The organism is Streptomyces sp. NRRL B-24085 (assembly GCF_001282115.1).
GTDB lineage: Bacteria > Actinomycetota > Actinomycetes > Streptomycetales > Streptomycetaceae > Streptomyces.
Genome location: NZ_LJBR01000158.1, coordinates 1 through 14,454, shown reverse-complemented (window position 1 = coordinate 14,454; position 14,454 = coordinate 1). Strand labels below are relative to the sequence as shown.

Here is a 14,454-nt window from a genome sequence, read left to right as displayed (position 1 = left end):
CCCCCGAGGCATCCGAGACCGACCTCGGCCCCGAGACCGTCCCGGACACGCCCGATCTCCCCGACGGCGGCGGGCTGATCCCCGACGGCTGATCCCGTCGATGCCGCCCACCCCTCAGCCCCCGGTCGAAGAATCGGACAAATCCTGGCAAGGTGGCTCCATGGTTGATCGGGGAGCGAGCGCCCTGTCACTCCCGGACGACTGGCCCGCCCACCCGGATCCGATCCTGGCGCTCAACCGCATGGGCAGCTTCGACTGGGACCTCGACAGTGGCCTGTTCCACATGGACGCCCAGGCACACGAGGTGTTCGACGTGCGCCCCGACGAATTCGACGACAACCCCATGAGCCTCGCCGTCCGGATCCCGAGGGCCGAGGCGCACCGCCTGGACGCCCTGGTCGCCCAGGCCATCAAGGACGGCAGCGAGAACTACGGCACCTACTTCCGCCTGCGCTGCCGTGACGGCACCCTGCGCTGGACCCACACCCAGGGCTACATCCGGCGCGACGAGACGGGCCGCCCGCGCCGGATCGTCGGGATCGTCCGGGACGCCACCCAGGAGATGGGCGAACTGGAGGACCGCCGGGAGCAGGCCGCCCAGGACGAGGCCCGGCGCCGGCAGACCAACGTCGTCCAGCTCACCACGGCCGCCCTCGCCCACGCCCGGACCGTCCAGGACGTCATCGACGTCCTCAAGGACACCCACGGACTCACCCACCTCGGCGCCACCAGCCTGGTCATGGGCCTGGTCGAGGCGGGCCGCATCCGGCTGATCGCCGAGGGCCCCGCGGGCAGCTTCGTGCCCGGCACCGACATCACCCGGATCGACGAGCCGTACCCGATGAGCGAGGCCGTGCGCACCCTCACCCCCCGGTTCATCGAGTCGCCGGAGGAGTTCGCGGACCGCTACCCGATCCTGTGGCCGCACCTCACCGGCCTTCGCATCACCTCCGCCGCCTACCTTCCGCTCATCGCCGAGGCCCGCCCGATCGGCGCCATGGGCCTGCTCTACAGCGACCGGTACGGCTTCACTCCCGAGGACCGCAACGTCCTCATCGCCCTCGGCAGCAGCATCGCCCAGAGCCTCCAGCGGGCCATGCTCTACGAGCAGGAGAAGGACCTCGCCACCGGTCTCCAGCAGGCCATGCTGCCGCGCACCATCCCGAGCGTCCCCGGCGCCGACGTCGCCGTCCGCTACCGGGCCGCCAGCCCCGAGGGCTCGCTGGCCCGGGACATCGGCGGCGACTGGTACGACCTGATCCCGCTGCCCGGCGGCCGCGTCGGCGCCGTCATCGGCGACGTCCAGGGCCACGACACCCACGCCGCCGCCGTCATGGGCCAGTTGCGGATCGTGCTGCGGGCCTACGCCGCCGAGGGCCACACCCCGGCCGCGGTGATCGCCCGGGCCTCCGTCTTCCTCCACGAACTCGACACCGACCGCTTCGCGACCTGCCTGTACGCCGAGGCCGACCTCGCCACCGGAGTCGTCCAGGCCGTCCGCGCCGGCCACATCGACCCGCTGGTCCGGCACGCCGACGGGACCTGCCGGCGGGTGCCCGTCGAGGGCGGGCTGCCGCTCGGGCTGTCCGCCGAGTTCGGGCAGCTGGAGTATCCCGTCGCCACCCTCGAACTCGACCCCGGGGGCACCCTGCTGCTGTGCACCGACGGGCTCGTCGAACAGCCCGGCGCCGACCTCGACGACGGGATGCGCACCCTCACGAGCCTCATCGGCGTGGGCCCCGCCGACGTATGGGAGCTCGCCGACCGGCTCATCGACGTGGCCGAGGAACGCGGGGGCAACGACGACGTGGCCCTGCTCCTGCTGCGCCGCCGCAGCCCGGACACCCAGCAGTCCGGCGGACGCCTCCAGCAGCACGTGGCCCCCGGCGACCCCGAGGCGCTGACCGGGGCCCGGCACATGATCCGGGCCGCGGTCGGCGCCTGGGGTGCGCGGGAGCGCTCCGACGAGATCGAACTGGTCGCCGACGAGCTGATCACCAACGCCCTGATGCACACCGAGGGCGCCGCGATCGTCACCCTGCGGGTCCTGACCGGCTCCGACCGGCGGATGCGCGTCGAGGTCGAGGACTCCTCCAGCGCCCTGCCGCGCCGCCGGGAGGCCGGCGACTCGGGCGTCTCGGGCCGCGGCCTGCTCCTGGTCGACCTGCTGAGCGACGTGTGGGGCGTGGAGGCGCGGGGCGGCGGGAAGTGCGTGTGGTGCGAGTTCGTCGTCCCGGAGCGCACCTGACCTGACCACAGCGGCCCCCGGTGGCACTCTGGACCTATGCCGGAACTGCCCGAGGTGGAAGCCCTCAAGGACTTCCTCACCGAGAACCTGGTCGGCCACGAGATGGTGCGCGTGCTGCCGGTGGCCATCAGCGTCCTGAAGACGTACGACCCTCCGCTCACCGCCCTGGAGGGCCGCGAGGTGGTCGCCGTGCACCGGCACGGCAAGTTCCTCGACCTGGAGACGGACGGCGGCCCGCACCTCGTCACCCACCTGGCCCGCGCGGGCTGGCTGCACTGGAAGGACCGCCTGCCCGACGGCCCGCCCCGCCCCGGCAAGGGCCCCCTCGCCCTCCGGGTGGCGTTGGAGACCGGGGCCGGCTTCGACCTCACGGAGGCGGGGACGCAGAAGCGCCTCGCGGTGTACGTGGTGGCCGACCCGCAGGAGGTGCCGGGCATCGCGCGCCTCGGCCCCGACCCGCTGGCCGCGGACTTCGACGGGGCGAGCCTCGCGGCCCTGCTGAAGGGCGAGCGCCGACAGCTCAAGGGCGCCCTGCGCGACCAGACCCTCGTCGCCGGCGTCGGCAACGCCTACAGCGACGAGATCCTGCACGCGGCGCGGATGTCCCCGTTCAAGCTGGCGGCCTCCCTGACCCCCGAGGAGACGGAGACCCTCTACCAGGCGCTGCGCACGACCCTCACCGAGGCGGTGGAACGCTCCAGGGGAGTGGCGGCGGGCCGTCTGAAGTCGGAGAAGAAGTCCGGTCTGCGCGTCCACGGCCGCACCGGCGAGCCTTGTCCGGTCTGCGGCGACACCATCCGGGAGGTCTCCTTCAGCGACTCCTCCCTCCAGTACTGCCCCACCTGCCAGACGGGCGGCAAGCCCCTGGCGGACCGGCGGTTGTCGCGTCTGCTCAAGTGACCGGACGCCGTCAGCCCGGCTCCAGGGTCACCAGGTGCTCCCCGTTCGACGTCCTGACCTCGTAGTGGTCGATCTGGTCGGTGTGGAAGGTGGAGCTGCCCATCATGACGTCGTCGCCGGTGCCGTGCCCGGTGGCGTTCCAGCCGGTGACGGTCTCCTCCGTGCCGTCGTGGCTGATCGCGACGAGGTGACAGGAGCGCGGGCCGGACTCGTCCTTCACCTTGAGCTCCACCTGGGTGCCCCAGTCCTCGTCCTCGGTGGTGACCTGCGCCCACACGCCGGAGCGGGCGTCGGTCGCCTCGACGCTGGTGGTCCGGGCCGCGTCGGCGTCCGTCGTCATCGCCAGGGTGGAACCGCCCACGGCCAGGACCACCGAGGCGGCCACCGCGTACAGCAGCCGCCTGCGGCGCGCCCGGTTGCGGGTCGCGACCTCGGTGAGGAGGCGGCCCAGGAGCTGGGGGCCGGGCTGGGCCATCGGGTGCACGGGCCGCGGTGTCGCCCGGCGGTACAGCATCATCTGACGGGTCACAGGACCGAACTCGGTCACGTGTGCCGCGCACCTGGGGCACTCCATGAGGTGGTCCTCGAAGCGGAAGGCCTCCGCCTCGTCCAGCACGCCGAGCGCGTACGCGCCGACGTCGCGATGCCTCTCCAAGGACCTCATGCGGAAACCTCGTGCCGTTGGGTGTGGGTGGGGTTACTCCTTGCTCCCACCGGTACGCACCAGCCCGCCGAATCACTCAAGGCATGCACAGAATCGTGACCGAGGGATTCGGAGCGGTCGGCCCCGCGGATTGGTCCGGATCGAAGGAATCTAGAAAAGATGGATGGCGAGGTGGCCGAGCGGCAGACCGAGCTGCCAGGCCGGTGTCCACACCTTCGGACCCTCGTCCTCGCCGAGGCCCGCCCCACCGCCCGGCACGGCGTTCAGATCGGGTGCGAGCAGTTCCGTCTCCTCGAGCCAGCGCCAGGCCGCGGCCGCCAGTTCGAGGTCCGCGTCGGGCTCGCCGGTGGCGACCGCCTCGGCGGTCAGCGCGGCCAACCGCTCGCACACCCAGTCCTGCCACGGCTGGTCGTACGCCGTCAGGGAGAGCCAGTTCTCGAGCTGGGAGACGACCTGGATGCCGGAGAGCTCTCCCTCGGTGTCGGCGAGGAAGACGGTCAGCGCCAGCGCGTCCCGCCCGGCCCGGAACTCGAAGGACGTCGGCGGCATCAGATCGCCGGAACGCAGCAGCTCGTCGGCGATGTACTCGGCGTACAACCAGGCCATGGGGACGACGAGTTCGCCGCCGCCGGTGCCGTCCGTGCTCTCGTGCCCTCTGTGCAGCATCCCTTCCTGCCTTCCTCCGGTGCGTGCGCGTCGCCCGACCCCGGGCTCCCAGTCCGGAACACGGATAGGGACAGCCGATTACTCAACAGGGGTCTTCAGCAAGGCGCTTTACGGAGGTTTGACTTTCCCATTGGTTTCACCGCAGGTCGGCCGCGTATCCCGGAAGCACCCGGCGCAGGGCGCGCAGCGCGTAGTACGCGCGGGACTTCACGGTACCGGGCGGAATCCCGAGGATTTCCGCGGCCTCCGCCACACTCGCCCCCTGGAAATACACGAGCACCAGGACTTCACGGTGCTCCGGAGTGAGTGTCTTCACAGCCTCGCGCACGTCGAGCGCGGCGGCGGCCCGCTCGGCGTGGTCGGCGCACACCCGGGCGTTCTCCAGGACCGCGTCGCCTACCTCGGCGGGACGTGCCTGCCGGGCCCGCCGCGCGTCGATCGCGAGCCGCCGCCCCACGGTCAGCAGCCAGGGACGTACGGACTCGAAGTCGTCGGCACGCAGCGCCTCGGGATGCTGCCAGGCACGCACGAGGGTCTCCTGCACCAGGTCCTCGGCGCGTTGCCGGTCGCCGTCGCTGAGCCGGAGGAGGAGCGCGAAGAGGGGCCGGCCGTGCTCCCGCTGCAGTGCGGCGAGCTCGTGCTCGGCGGTCGTCCCGTTCGTGAGGGTGGTTCCGGCCGTCATGGCCGTATGGCACCTCAGTGCGGGGCCGGGGGACAGGGCACGCACAAGGATCTGCGGCGGACGGTCGATCGCGTCGACGAACGGTTCGGTGAACGGTCCCTTCCGGGTTGCCGTTCGCGTGCCCTTCCGCTCTCCGCCCGCCCCGGACGGGTCAACAAGGCGGCCGGGCCGTTTGCGGACGCGGACAAGCTCATACCTATTCGTCAGTAAATATGACCTTCAGTGGGGTGAGCTGATGATTGCACGCAGACGGCAGGTTGCCCTGGCCCTCACGGCCCTGCTCGCCGGAGGGGCGGCCTGTCAGGCGCACGACCACGGGACACCCGGGCATCCGGCCCCGGCCGCCGCCGCACCGCGCGGGTTCACGCTCGTCGCCTCCGGGGATGTCCTGCCGCACAGCTCGATCATCGACCGGGCCCGGTTCGACGCGGGCGGCAGCGGCTACGACTTCCGTCCGATGCTGGCCGGAATCCGGTCCGTCGTCTCCCGCGCCGACCTGGCGCTGTGTCACATGGAGACCGTCTACGGCGCAGACGGCGACTACACCGGCTACCCGACCTTCAAGTCGCCGCCCGAGGTGGCCCATGCCCTCGCCGTCACCGGTTACGACGGCTGCTCCACCGCCTCCAACCACAGCCTCGACGACGGCAGTGAGGGAATCCGCCGCACCCTCGACGCCCTGGACCGGGCGGGTGTGCGGCACGCCGGATCGGCCCGCACCGAGGCGGAGGCGCGCACCGTCACCGTTCTGCGCGCCGGCCCCGCGAAGGTCGCCCACCTCGCCTACACCTATGACACCAACGGCATCCCGCTGCCCCAGGGACAGCCCTGGGCGGTGAACCCGATGGACGAGAACAAGATCCTGGCGGACGCGCGGGCCGCCCGGAAGGCCGGCGCCGACGTGGTCGTCGTGTCCCTGCACTGGGGCACCGAATGGCAGGACGCGCCCGACGGGCAGCAGCTGGCCCTCGCCCGCGACCTGACCGCCGCCCGCACCGGAAGCCGCCCCGACGTCGACCTGATCCTCGGCACCCACGCCCACGTCCCGCAGGCGTACGAGAAGGTCAACGGCACCTGGGTGGTCTACGGCATGGGCGACCAGATCGCCGGCGAGATGTTCAACCACGAGGGCGTCCAGGACCCCCGCGGCAACCAGTCCACCCTCGGCCGCTTCACCTTCGCCCCGCCCGCGCGGCCGGGTGAGCGCTGGCGGGTCAGTAAGGCGGAGTTCGTGCCGCAGATGTTCGACGTGGACGCCGGACGAGTGGTGAACCTCAACCGGGCGATCGCGCAGGGCGCCGACGTCCAGGGCGTCCGCGACCGGATCCGCGAGGTGGTGCTGAGCCGGGGGGCAGCCAAGGACGGGCTGACGATGGGGCGGTAGGGCCTGGGGCGACGGCTCGTGGCCGGTGGGTCACGGGGCCGCGGCTCACTCCACGTCCACGTGGTCGAAGGTGCGCAGCATCTCCTTCAGCACGCGTACGCACGCCCGCAGTTCGGCGTCGGTCAGCTCGCCGCCGCCGACCTGCCGGTTCAGTGCGTGCTCGCGCGCGAGGATCGCGGTGATGACGGCCACGCCCTCGTCCGTGATGCGGATCAGCGAGGACCGCTGGTGGGCGGGGTTGGGCGTGGCCTCCGCCCAGCCCCGGTCCATCGCGTCGTTGGTCATGCGCTGCACGAACTGCCGGGTCAGCGCCATGATCCGGGCCATCTGGGGGACCGTCATGGGCCCGTACCGGTGCAGCAGGACGAGGACGGACCGCACGCCGACGGACACCCCGCCCGCCGCCTCGTCCTGCTCCAGTTTGCGCAGTCCGCGCCGGTAGAGGGCGCCGACCAGGTCGAACACCTCACTGACCCGGTGGCCGAGATCGTCGGGGGGCAGTGGCTCGTCGATGTCGTTCACCCGCTCATCATGCACCGCACCCCATCATGACAACTCGGTTGTCAAAGTCCCGCAAAGATGACACCTTGGTTGTCATGACAGTCGCTTCGGAACTGAGCTTCTTCGCGTCCACCGACGGGGACATCGCCTATCTCGACACCGGAACCGGGGACCCCGTCGTCCTGCTGCACGCCGGCTACGTCGACCACCGCCTCTTCGCTGCCCAGACCCCGGTCCTGGCCGCCGAACACCGGGTCGTCGCCGTGGACGTCCGCGGCCACGGCTGGACCGCCAACGCCACCGAGCCCTTCCGCTGGGCCGACGACCTGGCCGCCCTGCTGCGCCACCTCGACATGGGCCCCGCGGTCCTGGTCGGCGTCTCCATGGGCGGGGCCGTGGCCGGTGACACGGCGATCGAGTATCCGGAACTGGTCCGCGGGCTCGTGCTGAGCGGTGCCTCGGTCAGCGACTTCCAGTACACCCACGAGACGACCCGGCAGATCGTGGCCGAGTCCCACCGGATGCTGCACTCCGGCGACATCGAGGGCTGGCTGAAGGTCTTCCTCCGGTCCGTCGCGGGCCCCTTCCGCACGGTCGAGGAGACCGACCAGCGGATCCTGGACCACCTGAGCGAGATGGCCCTGCACACCATCGCCAAGCACACACCGGGCGAACGGAACTGGCACGTGCCCATGACCGACACCTGGGCCCGCGTCCCGAAGATCGACGTCCCGGTGCTCACCGTCAACGGCACGCTCGACTCCCCGGACCTCCTCGCCGACGCCGAGCGCTACGCGAGCACCGCGCGCAACGGCCGCTCGGTCCTGGTGGAGGGCACCTCGCACTTCCCGAACCTGGAGAAACCCGAGGAGTTCAACGAGCTGCTCCTCGGGTTCCTGCGCGAGCTCTAACGCTCCGCCAGCGCCGACCGCTTGTAGGAGTACCCGAAATAGATCACGGTGCCGATCGCGAACCACACCGCGAACCGCACCCAGGTCTGCCACTGCAGATAGGTGATCAGCCAGATCGAGAAGCCGACGCCCAGGGCCGGCACCACCGGCATCCACGGCGTACGGAAGGTGCGCGGCAGATCCGGCTGCCGGTACCGCAGCACGATCACCGCCGTGCACACCACCACGAAGGCCAGCAGGATCCCGATGTTGGTCAGTTCGGCCGCCTCGCCGATCGGCAGGAACCCGGCGATGGCGGCCGACGCGAAGCCGACGATCCACGTCACCCGTGTGGGCACGTGCCGCGTCGGGTGCGTCTTCGCGAACCACCGGGGCAGCAGCCCGTCCCGGGACATCGAGAACCACACCCGGGTCACCCCGAGCATGAACGTGAACATCACCGTGAGGATGCCGATGATCGCGCCCACCGCGATCACGTCCGCGAGCCCGCCGAGGCCCACCGACTTGAACGCCGTGGAGAACCCGCTCTCCTTGTCGATGTCCTTGTAGTCCTGCATGCCGGTCAGCACCAGACAGGCCGCCACGTACAGCACCATCGAGATCGCGAGCGAGTAGAGGATCGCCTTCGGCATGTGCCGCTGGGCGTCCTTCGACTCCTCCGCCGCCGTCGACATCGCGTCGTACCCGAAGACCGCGAAGAACACCGTCGCCGCCCCGGTGAACGCCCCGCCCACGCCGTACGGGAAGAACGGGTTGTAGTTCGCCGTGTCGATGTGGAACACCCCGACCGCGATCACCAGCAGCACGACCAGCACCTTGAGGACCACGACGACCATCTCGAAGCGGGCCGCGTTGCGGATGCCGAGGTTGAGCAGGTACGCGATCAGCAGGCACAGCACCGCGGCGAACAGGTCCACCCGGTGCCCGTCACCCGTACCGGGCGCGCCCAGCATCCAGTTCGGCAGGTCGGCGCCCATCTCCCCGACCAGGAAGCTGAAGTAGCCGGAGATGCCGATCGCCACCACCGCCACGATCGCCGTGTACTCCAGGAGCAGGTCCCAGCCGATGAACCAGCCCGCGAACTCGCCGAGCACCGCGTAGCCGTAGGTGTAGGCGGACCCCGCCTTCGGGATGAGACCGGCGAACTCGGCGTAGGACAGCGCGGCCGCGGCGCTCGCGACACCGGCCACCAGGAAGGAGACGAGGACCGCGGGACCCGCCGTACCGTTGGCCACCGTCCCGGCGAGCGTGAAGATGCCCGCGCCGATGATGCCGCCCACGCCGATCGCGGTCAGCTGCCACAGGCCCAGCGACCGTTCGAGGCCGGTGCCCTCGCCGGCCTCCGTCTCCTCGATGCGCTCGATCGGTTTGCGGCGGAGAATCCCCTCGCCCATACGGAGCCGGGCCATGCGCCTCACCTCTTCGTGTTCGGCAAACGGCTGACGGCGGATCATGATGGCGCAGACCCGGCGGGTGAGGAAGGGGCCACGCAGACACGCGGCCGCGATGCGCCCCGACAGCCCGCTACGGCACCACGGTCACCGGCCAGCGACCCGCCTTGACCAGCCGCACCGCGACCGACCCCACGATCCGGTGACCTGCCTGCTCCGAGGCGCCGACGACCACCGCGTCGGCCTTGAGCTCGTCCGCCGCCTTCGTCAGCCCGCTGTAGGGGTCGCCGCGGAAGGTGTGGAACTCCCAGCGCACGTCGAATATCCCCTTGTTCTGCTCGGTGGCGCGCCGGATCTGGGCGACCAGGTCCTCCGCGATCTCGTCCGTGGTCTCGGCGACCGGAGCGCCGAGCGCGGCGCCGGCGGCGATCACCGGCTGGACGTACACCACGGCGAGCAGCGCGTGCTGCCGCCGGGCCAGACCTCCGGCGTACGCCGCGGCGCGGAGCGAGGAGTCGGAGCCGTCCACGCCGACGACGATGACCTTGGGCCCGTCCGTGCCCCGCTCGAACTGGTGCGAGTGCTGTTCCGTCACGGCCAGAGGCTATCGGAAGCCGCAGGTCCGGGCGGCGTTCGGGGCCCGTCGACATCGGGTGCGCAAGCCTGGCGAAAAACGGGCACCCGGAGGGCGGGCCGCGAGCGGGCCGTCACCGGAGCCCGCCGCCGCCCTCGGCGCCCCGGCCTCGACGGAGGGGACGAGGCCGGGCCGACGCCGATCGACCCCTTACGACGTCGTCCTGACGCCCCGCCATGCCGCGTGGAGCGTCCTCGCTGGGCCGGGCGGGTGTATTCGTGCCGCCGCACCGGTGTTGCTGAGGTGCGTCGGCGCTCCGCCGGGCGACTGATGAGTCATGACGAAGGATCAGTTGCTCACACGGCTGTCGTCGAAGGCGGCGGCGGTGCTCACACGGCGCCGGGCCCTGCTGGCCGGTGCCGCCGCCGTCGGGGCCGCCGGCACGGCCGGGGTGTTCGCGGCCCTCACCGGCCAGGAACCGGTACGCCCGGCGCTCCCCGCTGCCGGCCCGCCCGCCCGTCGCGCGGTCAGGTCCTCGGCCTACCGCCTCCAGCCCCTGACCGGATACGGCCCGCCGCAGGCCGCCCCCCGCAAGACGCTCGTCCGCCACGAGCCGTTGCTGAAGGTGTCCGGACGCGGCCGGACCATGGTGCTGACCTTCGACGACGGACCCGACCCCCGCTACACCCCGCACATCCTGGACACGCTGGCCGAGTACGACGTGCGCGCGATGTTCTTCGTGTGCGGGGAGATGGCGGTCGACAACCAGGACCTGCTGGCCCGGATGGCCGACGAGGGGCACGTCGTCGGCAACCACACCTGGTCCCACCCGCTGCTCACCCGGCTCAGCCGCTCCCGCATCCGCTCCGAGATGAAACGCACCTGCGACGTCATCGAGGACGCCTACGGCGAGCGTCCCGAATGGTTCCGCGCCCCCTACGGCGCCTGGAACCGGGCCGCGTTCCAGCTCGGCGCCGAACTCGGCATGGAGCCCCTCGCCTGGACCGTGGACACCCTCGACTGGACCACCCCGGGCACCCGCCGCATCGTCGGCCGGGTGGAGAACGGCGCCGCCCCCGGCGTCGTGGTGCTCTCGCACGACGCCGGGGGCGACCGCTCCCAGAGTGTCCGGGCGCTGCGCGACTATCTCCCGCAGCTCCTCGATTCCGGCTACCACATCACCGTCCCGCGCCGGCAGTACGCATAGCCGTAATGCGCCCGCCGGGTCGGGGAACGCTCAGCGGACCTCGACCAGGCGGGCGAAGGCGACGACATTGCCCGCGTAACCGCTCTGCTTCGAGAAACCGCCTCCACAGGTGATGACCCGCAATTCCGGGGCCCCCTTGGAGCCATAGACACGGTCGCCGGGGAAATTGTTCTTCTCGAAGACCTCGATGCCGTAGATCTCGAAGACCGCGGTCTTTCCGTCCTTGCGCCTGATCTCGACGCGATTTCCCTTCTTCAGGGCCCCGAGTCCGTAGAACACGGCGGGGCCCTGTGTGTTGTCGACATGGCCGACGACGACGGCGGTGCCCTTCTCGCCGGGGGAGACCGCGCCGGTGAACCAGCCGGCCAGGTTCGGGTCCTCCGGCGGGGGCGCGCCCACCCAGCCGTCCGGGTCCAGGCCGACCGGAACCATCGGCGCGTCGACCCGGATCGCCGGGATGGACACCCGGTCGGGCACGGCGAACGGCAGCGGAGCGGGGGTGTTGCCGAAGGCGGTGCCGTGCACGCGGCTGTCCGCCGCGGCCGCCGACGCGGGCTGCGGCGGCCCCACGTCGAACTCCCCCGAACCGTTCCGAATGAGCGCGAGGCCGGTCAGCAGAACAAGCGCTATCACGCCCCAGGGAGCGCGCTTCTTCCGCTGCTCCTCCTCTTCGGCCAGGTCGGCCAACTCGGACGCAGACATTTACTTCCCCTCTCGACGCGGCCGTCGCCGTGCCATTCGCGCATACGAGAACGCTAAGTCCCGCGCGTGGAACCGGCGACGGGGCAACGGCGAACGGGTGGCCCCCGAAAGCGGGTGGTGCGCCATCCGAGTTGCCGTGAACAGGAATTTTCTGACGGTCCGTGACCTGCGGAGATATCCGATTGTGCGCTTTTCGTTCGGCGTGTCCTCTCACCAGGACGGACCATTCCCGAAATGCGGGCCCGGGCAAGGCGTCTGAGGGTCTTTCTGGGAGGCGTTCTCTCGCCGATCCACCGGGGACCGTTCCCGGGGCGTCTCCCGCGGAGGATTCACATGCGTACTACTCGTGCCCTGGCGGCCGCCGGTGCCGCGGTCGCCGTGCTCGGACTCACCGCCCCGGCGGCCGTCGCCCGGGACGGCATGAACCTGAACCCGAGCAATGTCGTCGCCCTTCCCAACGTCATCGCCCGGGGCGGACAGCTGACCATCACCGTCAACAACTGCACCGGCAACGCCACCGCGAGCTCGGACGCCTTCCGGACGATCAGGCTGACCACGGGGCCCAACAACCTGGCGACGGGGCGCGCCACGGTCAACCGGAACGCCCGTCCGGGATCGCACAGCATCAGTGTCGTGTGCGGCAACGGCACCGTGATCAACCCGACGGCCTTCACCGTCATCGGCGGTGTCCAGGGTGGTCTCGGCGGCAGCAGTACCTCCGGGGCCACCCCGACGGACATGGCCATCGGCGGCGGTCTGGTGGCCCTTGCGGTCATCGGCGGCGGGGTGTTCTGGATGCGCAGGCGGTCCGAGCGGCACATCTGATCCCGGCCGCTTCGCGGCAGGTCTCCGCCCCTTCGGAGACGACCTCCGCCCCGGACTCCGAGAGGAAGCCGGGGCGGAGGTCCGTGTCGAAGACGCCCGGCAGGGCCGTCAGGCGCCCTCGTCGCCGGTGCGGCGACGGGAGAAGTGGTAGGCCGCCCCGATCGAGCCCGCGATGAGCAGGGCGCCGATGCCGAGCTCCTTGGCGTCGAAGTCGGCCAGGCTGCCGCCCTCGCCCGCGTGCACGCCCCGGTCGGGGCGGAGCGGCGTCGGGGTGGGCCCGTCCGGGTGGCCGCCGGTGATGGTCAGACCGGTGGTGCCGCTCGCGCCGTCACAGGTGAACGCCACCTGGTAGACCGCGCCGGGCCTGGCGTCCCAGTCGACCACGACCGTGGACAGGTTCCTGCGCGGCGGGATGATGACGGTGTCGAACAGCCCCGAGGTGACGGTCGCGGTGCCCCGGCAGCCGCCGTCCCTCTCCAGCACCAGCGCCACCTGTCCGCCCGGGGCGACGGTCGAGGGCACGACGCTGAAACCGAAGGGTGTGATGTCGGTGTCGCCCTTCGCCACGGCGGCCGGTGCGCAGAAGGCCAGGGCGGTCACGCCCAGCAGTGCGGCCGAAGCGACGCGTATCGCGCGCATGGTGGTTCCTCCGGTCCCCGAGGAGCAACTGCGGACCTGTTCCGCCTACGTAAGAAATGCACCTCGATGACCGAAACGCTAGGAACGGGCGTCCGTCCGCGCGATCGCTGTCGCTCCGAATGGGGCATGGGTGTGGGCCGCTCAGGGGACGCCGACGGCGTGTCGCACGCCGGACGTCCCCCTCCGGTGCCCGTGGGGTGAGCCCCGGTCAGCCCTTGGCGTCCGGGAACAGGGCGAGGAACGGTTCCGCCGACGCCGTGATGCCCCGGCTGTAGGGGGCGTCGAAGTCCCAGATCAGGAACAGCAGGAAGGCGATCAGCGCGGAGAACAGGCCGGCCAGGATCAGCTCGCGGGCCGTGCGCCGGATCTGCAGCGCGAAGACCATGCCGATCGTGACGACGGCGCCGCCCAGCAGACCGAACCAGACCACCCCGGGCATGGTGGGCTCGACCGAGTCCGCGCGCGCGTTGCGGGCCTGGTCCACGGCGGCCACCTGGTCGACGAGCGGCTGGTAGGCCTGGGCCTCGAAGTCGGTCCGCGGCTCGTAGGAGGTGACGTCCGTGCGGAGCCGGTCGAGGAGCTCGGTGCCCTCCTCGGTCATGCGGCGGTGGTCCGCCATCTCCTTCCATTCCGTCGTGACGACGTGTCCGACATAGGCGTTGACATCGGCGCGAATGCGGTCACGGACGTCGGCCGGATAGACCTGGACCCGCTCCGAGATCTCGTGCAGCGCCTGCGCCTCCGCCTGGACGTGGTCCTGGGCCGCGCTGCGGGCCTCCCACACGCCCGCGATGGCCAGACCCAGGACGATGGCGTACACCACCCCGATCCACATCGTCATGTACTCGATGACGTCCGGGGTCTCGCTGGGATCCTCGTCCACGGGCGCCGCCTTGTGGCGGATGAGCGTGATGACGACCACCACCGCGCACGCGGCCAGCATCGCGAGGATGAGAACAAGCCATTCCGGCAAGGGATGCCTCCTGGATCGGCACTAGCGGGGCCGCAGGGCGGCCACGGCGACCACCGCGGGCGCGGTGATGAGCAGGACGTAGATCACGGGCGAGGTCGTGCTGTGCGTGCGCCGCTCGGGCGCCTTCGCGTGGTGGTGGACCGGGTAGCTCACCGGGGGTGCCGAGGGACCCGGGGCCGGGCTCGGC

The 14,454-nt window shown here is 71.3% G+C and carries 15 protein-coding genes; 6 read left to right on the top strand and 9 right to left on the bottom strand.

Going from position 1 to position 14,454, the window contains the following annotated elements; translation table 11 throughout:
* Nucleotides 1-160 precede the first annotated feature (160 nt).
* Both AOJ26_RS18915 and AOJ26_RS18910 read left to right on the top strand, forming a co-directional pair.
* Nucleotides 161-2,248 (top strand): SpoIIE family protein phosphatase, encoded by a 2,088-nt coding sequence (locus AOJ26_RS18915; RefSeq protein WP_053849494.1) that lies wholly within the window; start codon nt 161-163, stop codon nt 2,246-2,248.
* Nucleotides 2,249-2,284: 36 nt separating this feature from the next.
* The gene (locus AOJ26_RS18910; protein ID WP_053849493.1) at nt 2,285-3,148 is read left to right on the top strand and encodes an Fpg/Nei family DNA glycosylase; all 864 of its coding nucleotides are present in this window, start codon (nt 2,285-2,287) and stop codon (nt 3,146-3,148) included.
* A gap of 10 nt (nt 3,149-3,158) precedes the next feature.
* Here AOJ26_RS18910 and AOJ26_RS18905 read toward each other — a convergent pair whose 3' ends face one another.
* From AOJ26_RS18905 to AOJ26_RS18895, 3 genes are all read right to left on the bottom strand, one after another.
* Nucleotides 3,159-3,812 (bottom strand): zf-HC2 domain-containing protein, encoded by a 654-nt coding sequence (locus AOJ26_RS18905; RefSeq protein ID WP_053849492.1) that lies wholly within the window; start codon nt 3,810-3,812, stop codon nt 3,159-3,161.
* Nucleotides 3,813-3,962: 150 nt separating this feature from the next.
* Nucleotides 3,963-4,478: a hypothetical protein gene (locus AOJ26_RS18900; protein ID WP_053849491.1), complete on the bottom strand. Its 516-nt coding sequence runs from the start codon at nt 4,476-4,478 to the stop codon at nt 3,963-3,965.
* A gap of 136 nt (nt 4,479-4,614) precedes the next feature.
* Nucleotides 4,615-5,160: a sigma-70 family RNA polymerase sigma factor gene (locus AOJ26_RS18895; protein ID WP_028807581.1), complete on the bottom strand. Its 546-nt coding sequence runs from the start codon at nt 5,158-5,160 to the stop codon at nt 4,615-4,617.
* Between the two features lie 235 nt (nt 5,161-5,395).
* On the opposite strand from AOJ26_RS18895, the gene AOJ26_RS18890 reads away from it, so the two are divergent.
* Nucleotides 5,396-6,544: a CapA family protein gene (locus tag AOJ26_RS18890; RefSeq protein WP_053849490.1), complete on the top strand. Its 1,149-nt coding sequence runs from the start codon at nt 5,396-5,398 to the stop codon at nt 6,542-6,544.
* A 45-nt stretch (nt 6,545-6,589) separates the two neighbouring features.
* Here AOJ26_RS18890 and AOJ26_RS18885 read toward each other — a convergent pair whose 3' ends face one another.
* Nucleotides 6,590-7,066, bottom strand: coding sequence for a MarR family winged helix-turn-helix transcriptional regulator (locus AOJ26_RS18885; RefSeq protein WP_053849489.1), 477 nt, complete (start codon nt 7,064-7,066; stop codon nt 6,590-6,592).
* Nucleotides 7,067-7,140: 74 nt separating this feature from the next.
* On the opposite strand from AOJ26_RS18885, the gene AOJ26_RS18880 reads away from it, so the two are divergent.
* Nucleotides 7,141-7,956: an alpha/beta fold hydrolase gene (locus AOJ26_RS18880; RefSeq protein WP_053849488.1), complete on the top strand. Its 816-nt coding sequence runs from the start codon at nt 7,141-7,143 to the stop codon at nt 7,954-7,956.
* On the opposite strand, the gene AOJ26_RS18875 is transcribed toward AOJ26_RS18880, so the two are convergent.
* The gene (locus AOJ26_RS18875; protein WP_053849487.1) at nt 7,953-9,365 is read right to left on the bottom strand and encodes an amino acid permease; all 1,413 of its coding nucleotides are present in this window, start codon (nt 9,363-9,365) and stop codon (nt 7,953-7,955) included. The genes AOJ26_RS18880 and AOJ26_RS18875 overlap by 4 nt on opposite strands.
* A gap of 115 nt (nt 9,366-9,480) precedes the next feature.
* Nucleotides 9,481-9,942, bottom strand: a complete 462-nt coding sequence (locus AOJ26_RS18870) for a universal stress protein (protein ID WP_053849486.1) — start codon at nt 9,940-9,942, stop codon at nt 9,481-9,483.
* A 316-nt stretch (nt 9,943-10,258) separates the two neighbouring features.
* Between AOJ26_RS18870 and AOJ26_RS18865 the strand changes: the two genes are divergently transcribed.
* Entirely contained in the window at nt 10,259-11,128 is an 870-nt protein-coding gene (locus AOJ26_RS18865; protein ID WP_053849485.1) for a polysaccharide deacetylase family protein, read from the top strand.
* 30 nt (nt 11,129-11,158) lie between these two features.
* Here the strand turns inward: AOJ26_RS18865 and AOJ26_RS18860 are convergent, their stop codons facing one another.
* A complete protein-coding gene (locus AOJ26_RS18860) occupies nt 11,159-11,830 on the bottom strand; it encodes a class F sortase (protein ID WP_053849484.1) in 672 nt (223 codons plus the stop codon).
* A 333-nt stretch (nt 11,831-12,163) separates the two neighbouring features.
* Here AOJ26_RS18860 and AOJ26_RS18855 point away from each other — a divergent pair, with 333 nt between their 5' ends.
* Nucleotides 12,164-12,655, top strand: a complete 492-nt coding sequence (locus AOJ26_RS18855) for a hypothetical protein (protein ID WP_053849483.1) — start codon at nt 12,164-12,166, stop codon at nt 12,653-12,655.
* 108 nt (nt 12,656-12,763) lie between these two features.
* Here the strand turns inward: AOJ26_RS18855 and AOJ26_RS18850 are convergent, their stop codons facing one another.
* Nucleotides 12,764-13,294, bottom strand: a complete 531-nt coding sequence (locus AOJ26_RS18850) for a hypothetical protein (protein WP_053849482.1) — start codon at nt 13,292-13,294, stop codon at nt 12,764-12,766.
* Nucleotides 13,295-13,502: 208 nt separating this feature from the next.
* Entirely contained in the window at nt 13,503-14,267 is a 765-nt protein-coding gene (locus tag AOJ26_RS18845) for a DUF4239 domain-containing protein (RefSeq protein ID WP_053849481.1), read from the bottom strand.
* Nucleotides 14,268-14,454: the final 187 nt, after the last annotated feature.

What these genes read in the sequence shown, in the direction of transcription:
- AOJ26_RS18890 (WP_053849490.1), top strand. Translation starts at nt 5,396, where the DNA reads ATGATTGCACGCAGACGGCAGGTTGCCCTGGCCCTCACGGCCCTGCTC.
- AOJ26_RS18895 (WP_028807581.1), bottom strand. Translation starts at nt 5,160, where the DNA reads ATGACGGCCGGAACCACCCTCACGAACGGGACGACCGCCGAGCACGAG.
- AOJ26_RS18915 (WP_053849494.1), top strand. Translation starts at nt 161, where the DNA reads ATGGTTGATCGGGGAGCGAGCGCCCTGTCACTCCCGGACGACTGGCCC.
- AOJ26_RS18910 (WP_053849493.1), top strand. Translation starts at nt 2,285, where the DNA reads ATGCCGGAACTGCCCGAGGTGGAAGCCCTCAAGGACTTCCTCACCGAG.
- AOJ26_RS18905 (WP_053849492.1), bottom strand. Translation starts at nt 3,812, where the DNA reads ATGAGGTCCTTGGAGAGGCATCGCGACGTCGGCGCGTACGCGCTCGGC.
- AOJ26_RS18900 (WP_053849491.1), bottom strand. Translation starts at nt 4,478, where the DNA reads ATGCTGCACAGAGGGCACGAGAGCACGGACGGCACCGGCGGCGGCGAA.
- AOJ26_RS18855 (WP_053849483.1), top strand. Translation starts at nt 12,164, where the DNA reads ATGCGTACTACTCGTGCCCTGGCGGCCGCCGGTGCCGCGGTCGCCGTG.
- AOJ26_RS18875 (WP_053849487.1), bottom strand. Translation starts at nt 9,365, where the DNA reads ATGGCCCGGCTCCGTATGGGCGAGGGGATTCTCCGCCGCAAACCGATC.
- AOJ26_RS18865 (WP_053849485.1), top strand. Translation starts at nt 10,259, where the DNA reads ATGACGAAGGATCAGTTGCTCACACGGCTGTCGTCGAAGGCGGCGGCG.
- AOJ26_RS18860 (WP_053849484.1), bottom strand. Translation starts at nt 11,830, where the DNA reads ATGTCTGCGTCCGAGTTGGCCGACCTGGCCGAAGAGGAGGAGCAGCGG.
- AOJ26_RS18850 (WP_053849482.1), bottom strand. Translation starts at nt 13,294, where the DNA reads ATGCGCGCGATACGCGTCGCTTCGGCCGCACTGCTGGGCGTGACCGCC.
- AOJ26_RS18880 (WP_053849488.1), top strand. Translation starts at nt 7,141, where the DNA reads ATGACAGTCGCTTCGGAACTGAGCTTCTTCGCGTCCACCGACGGGGAC.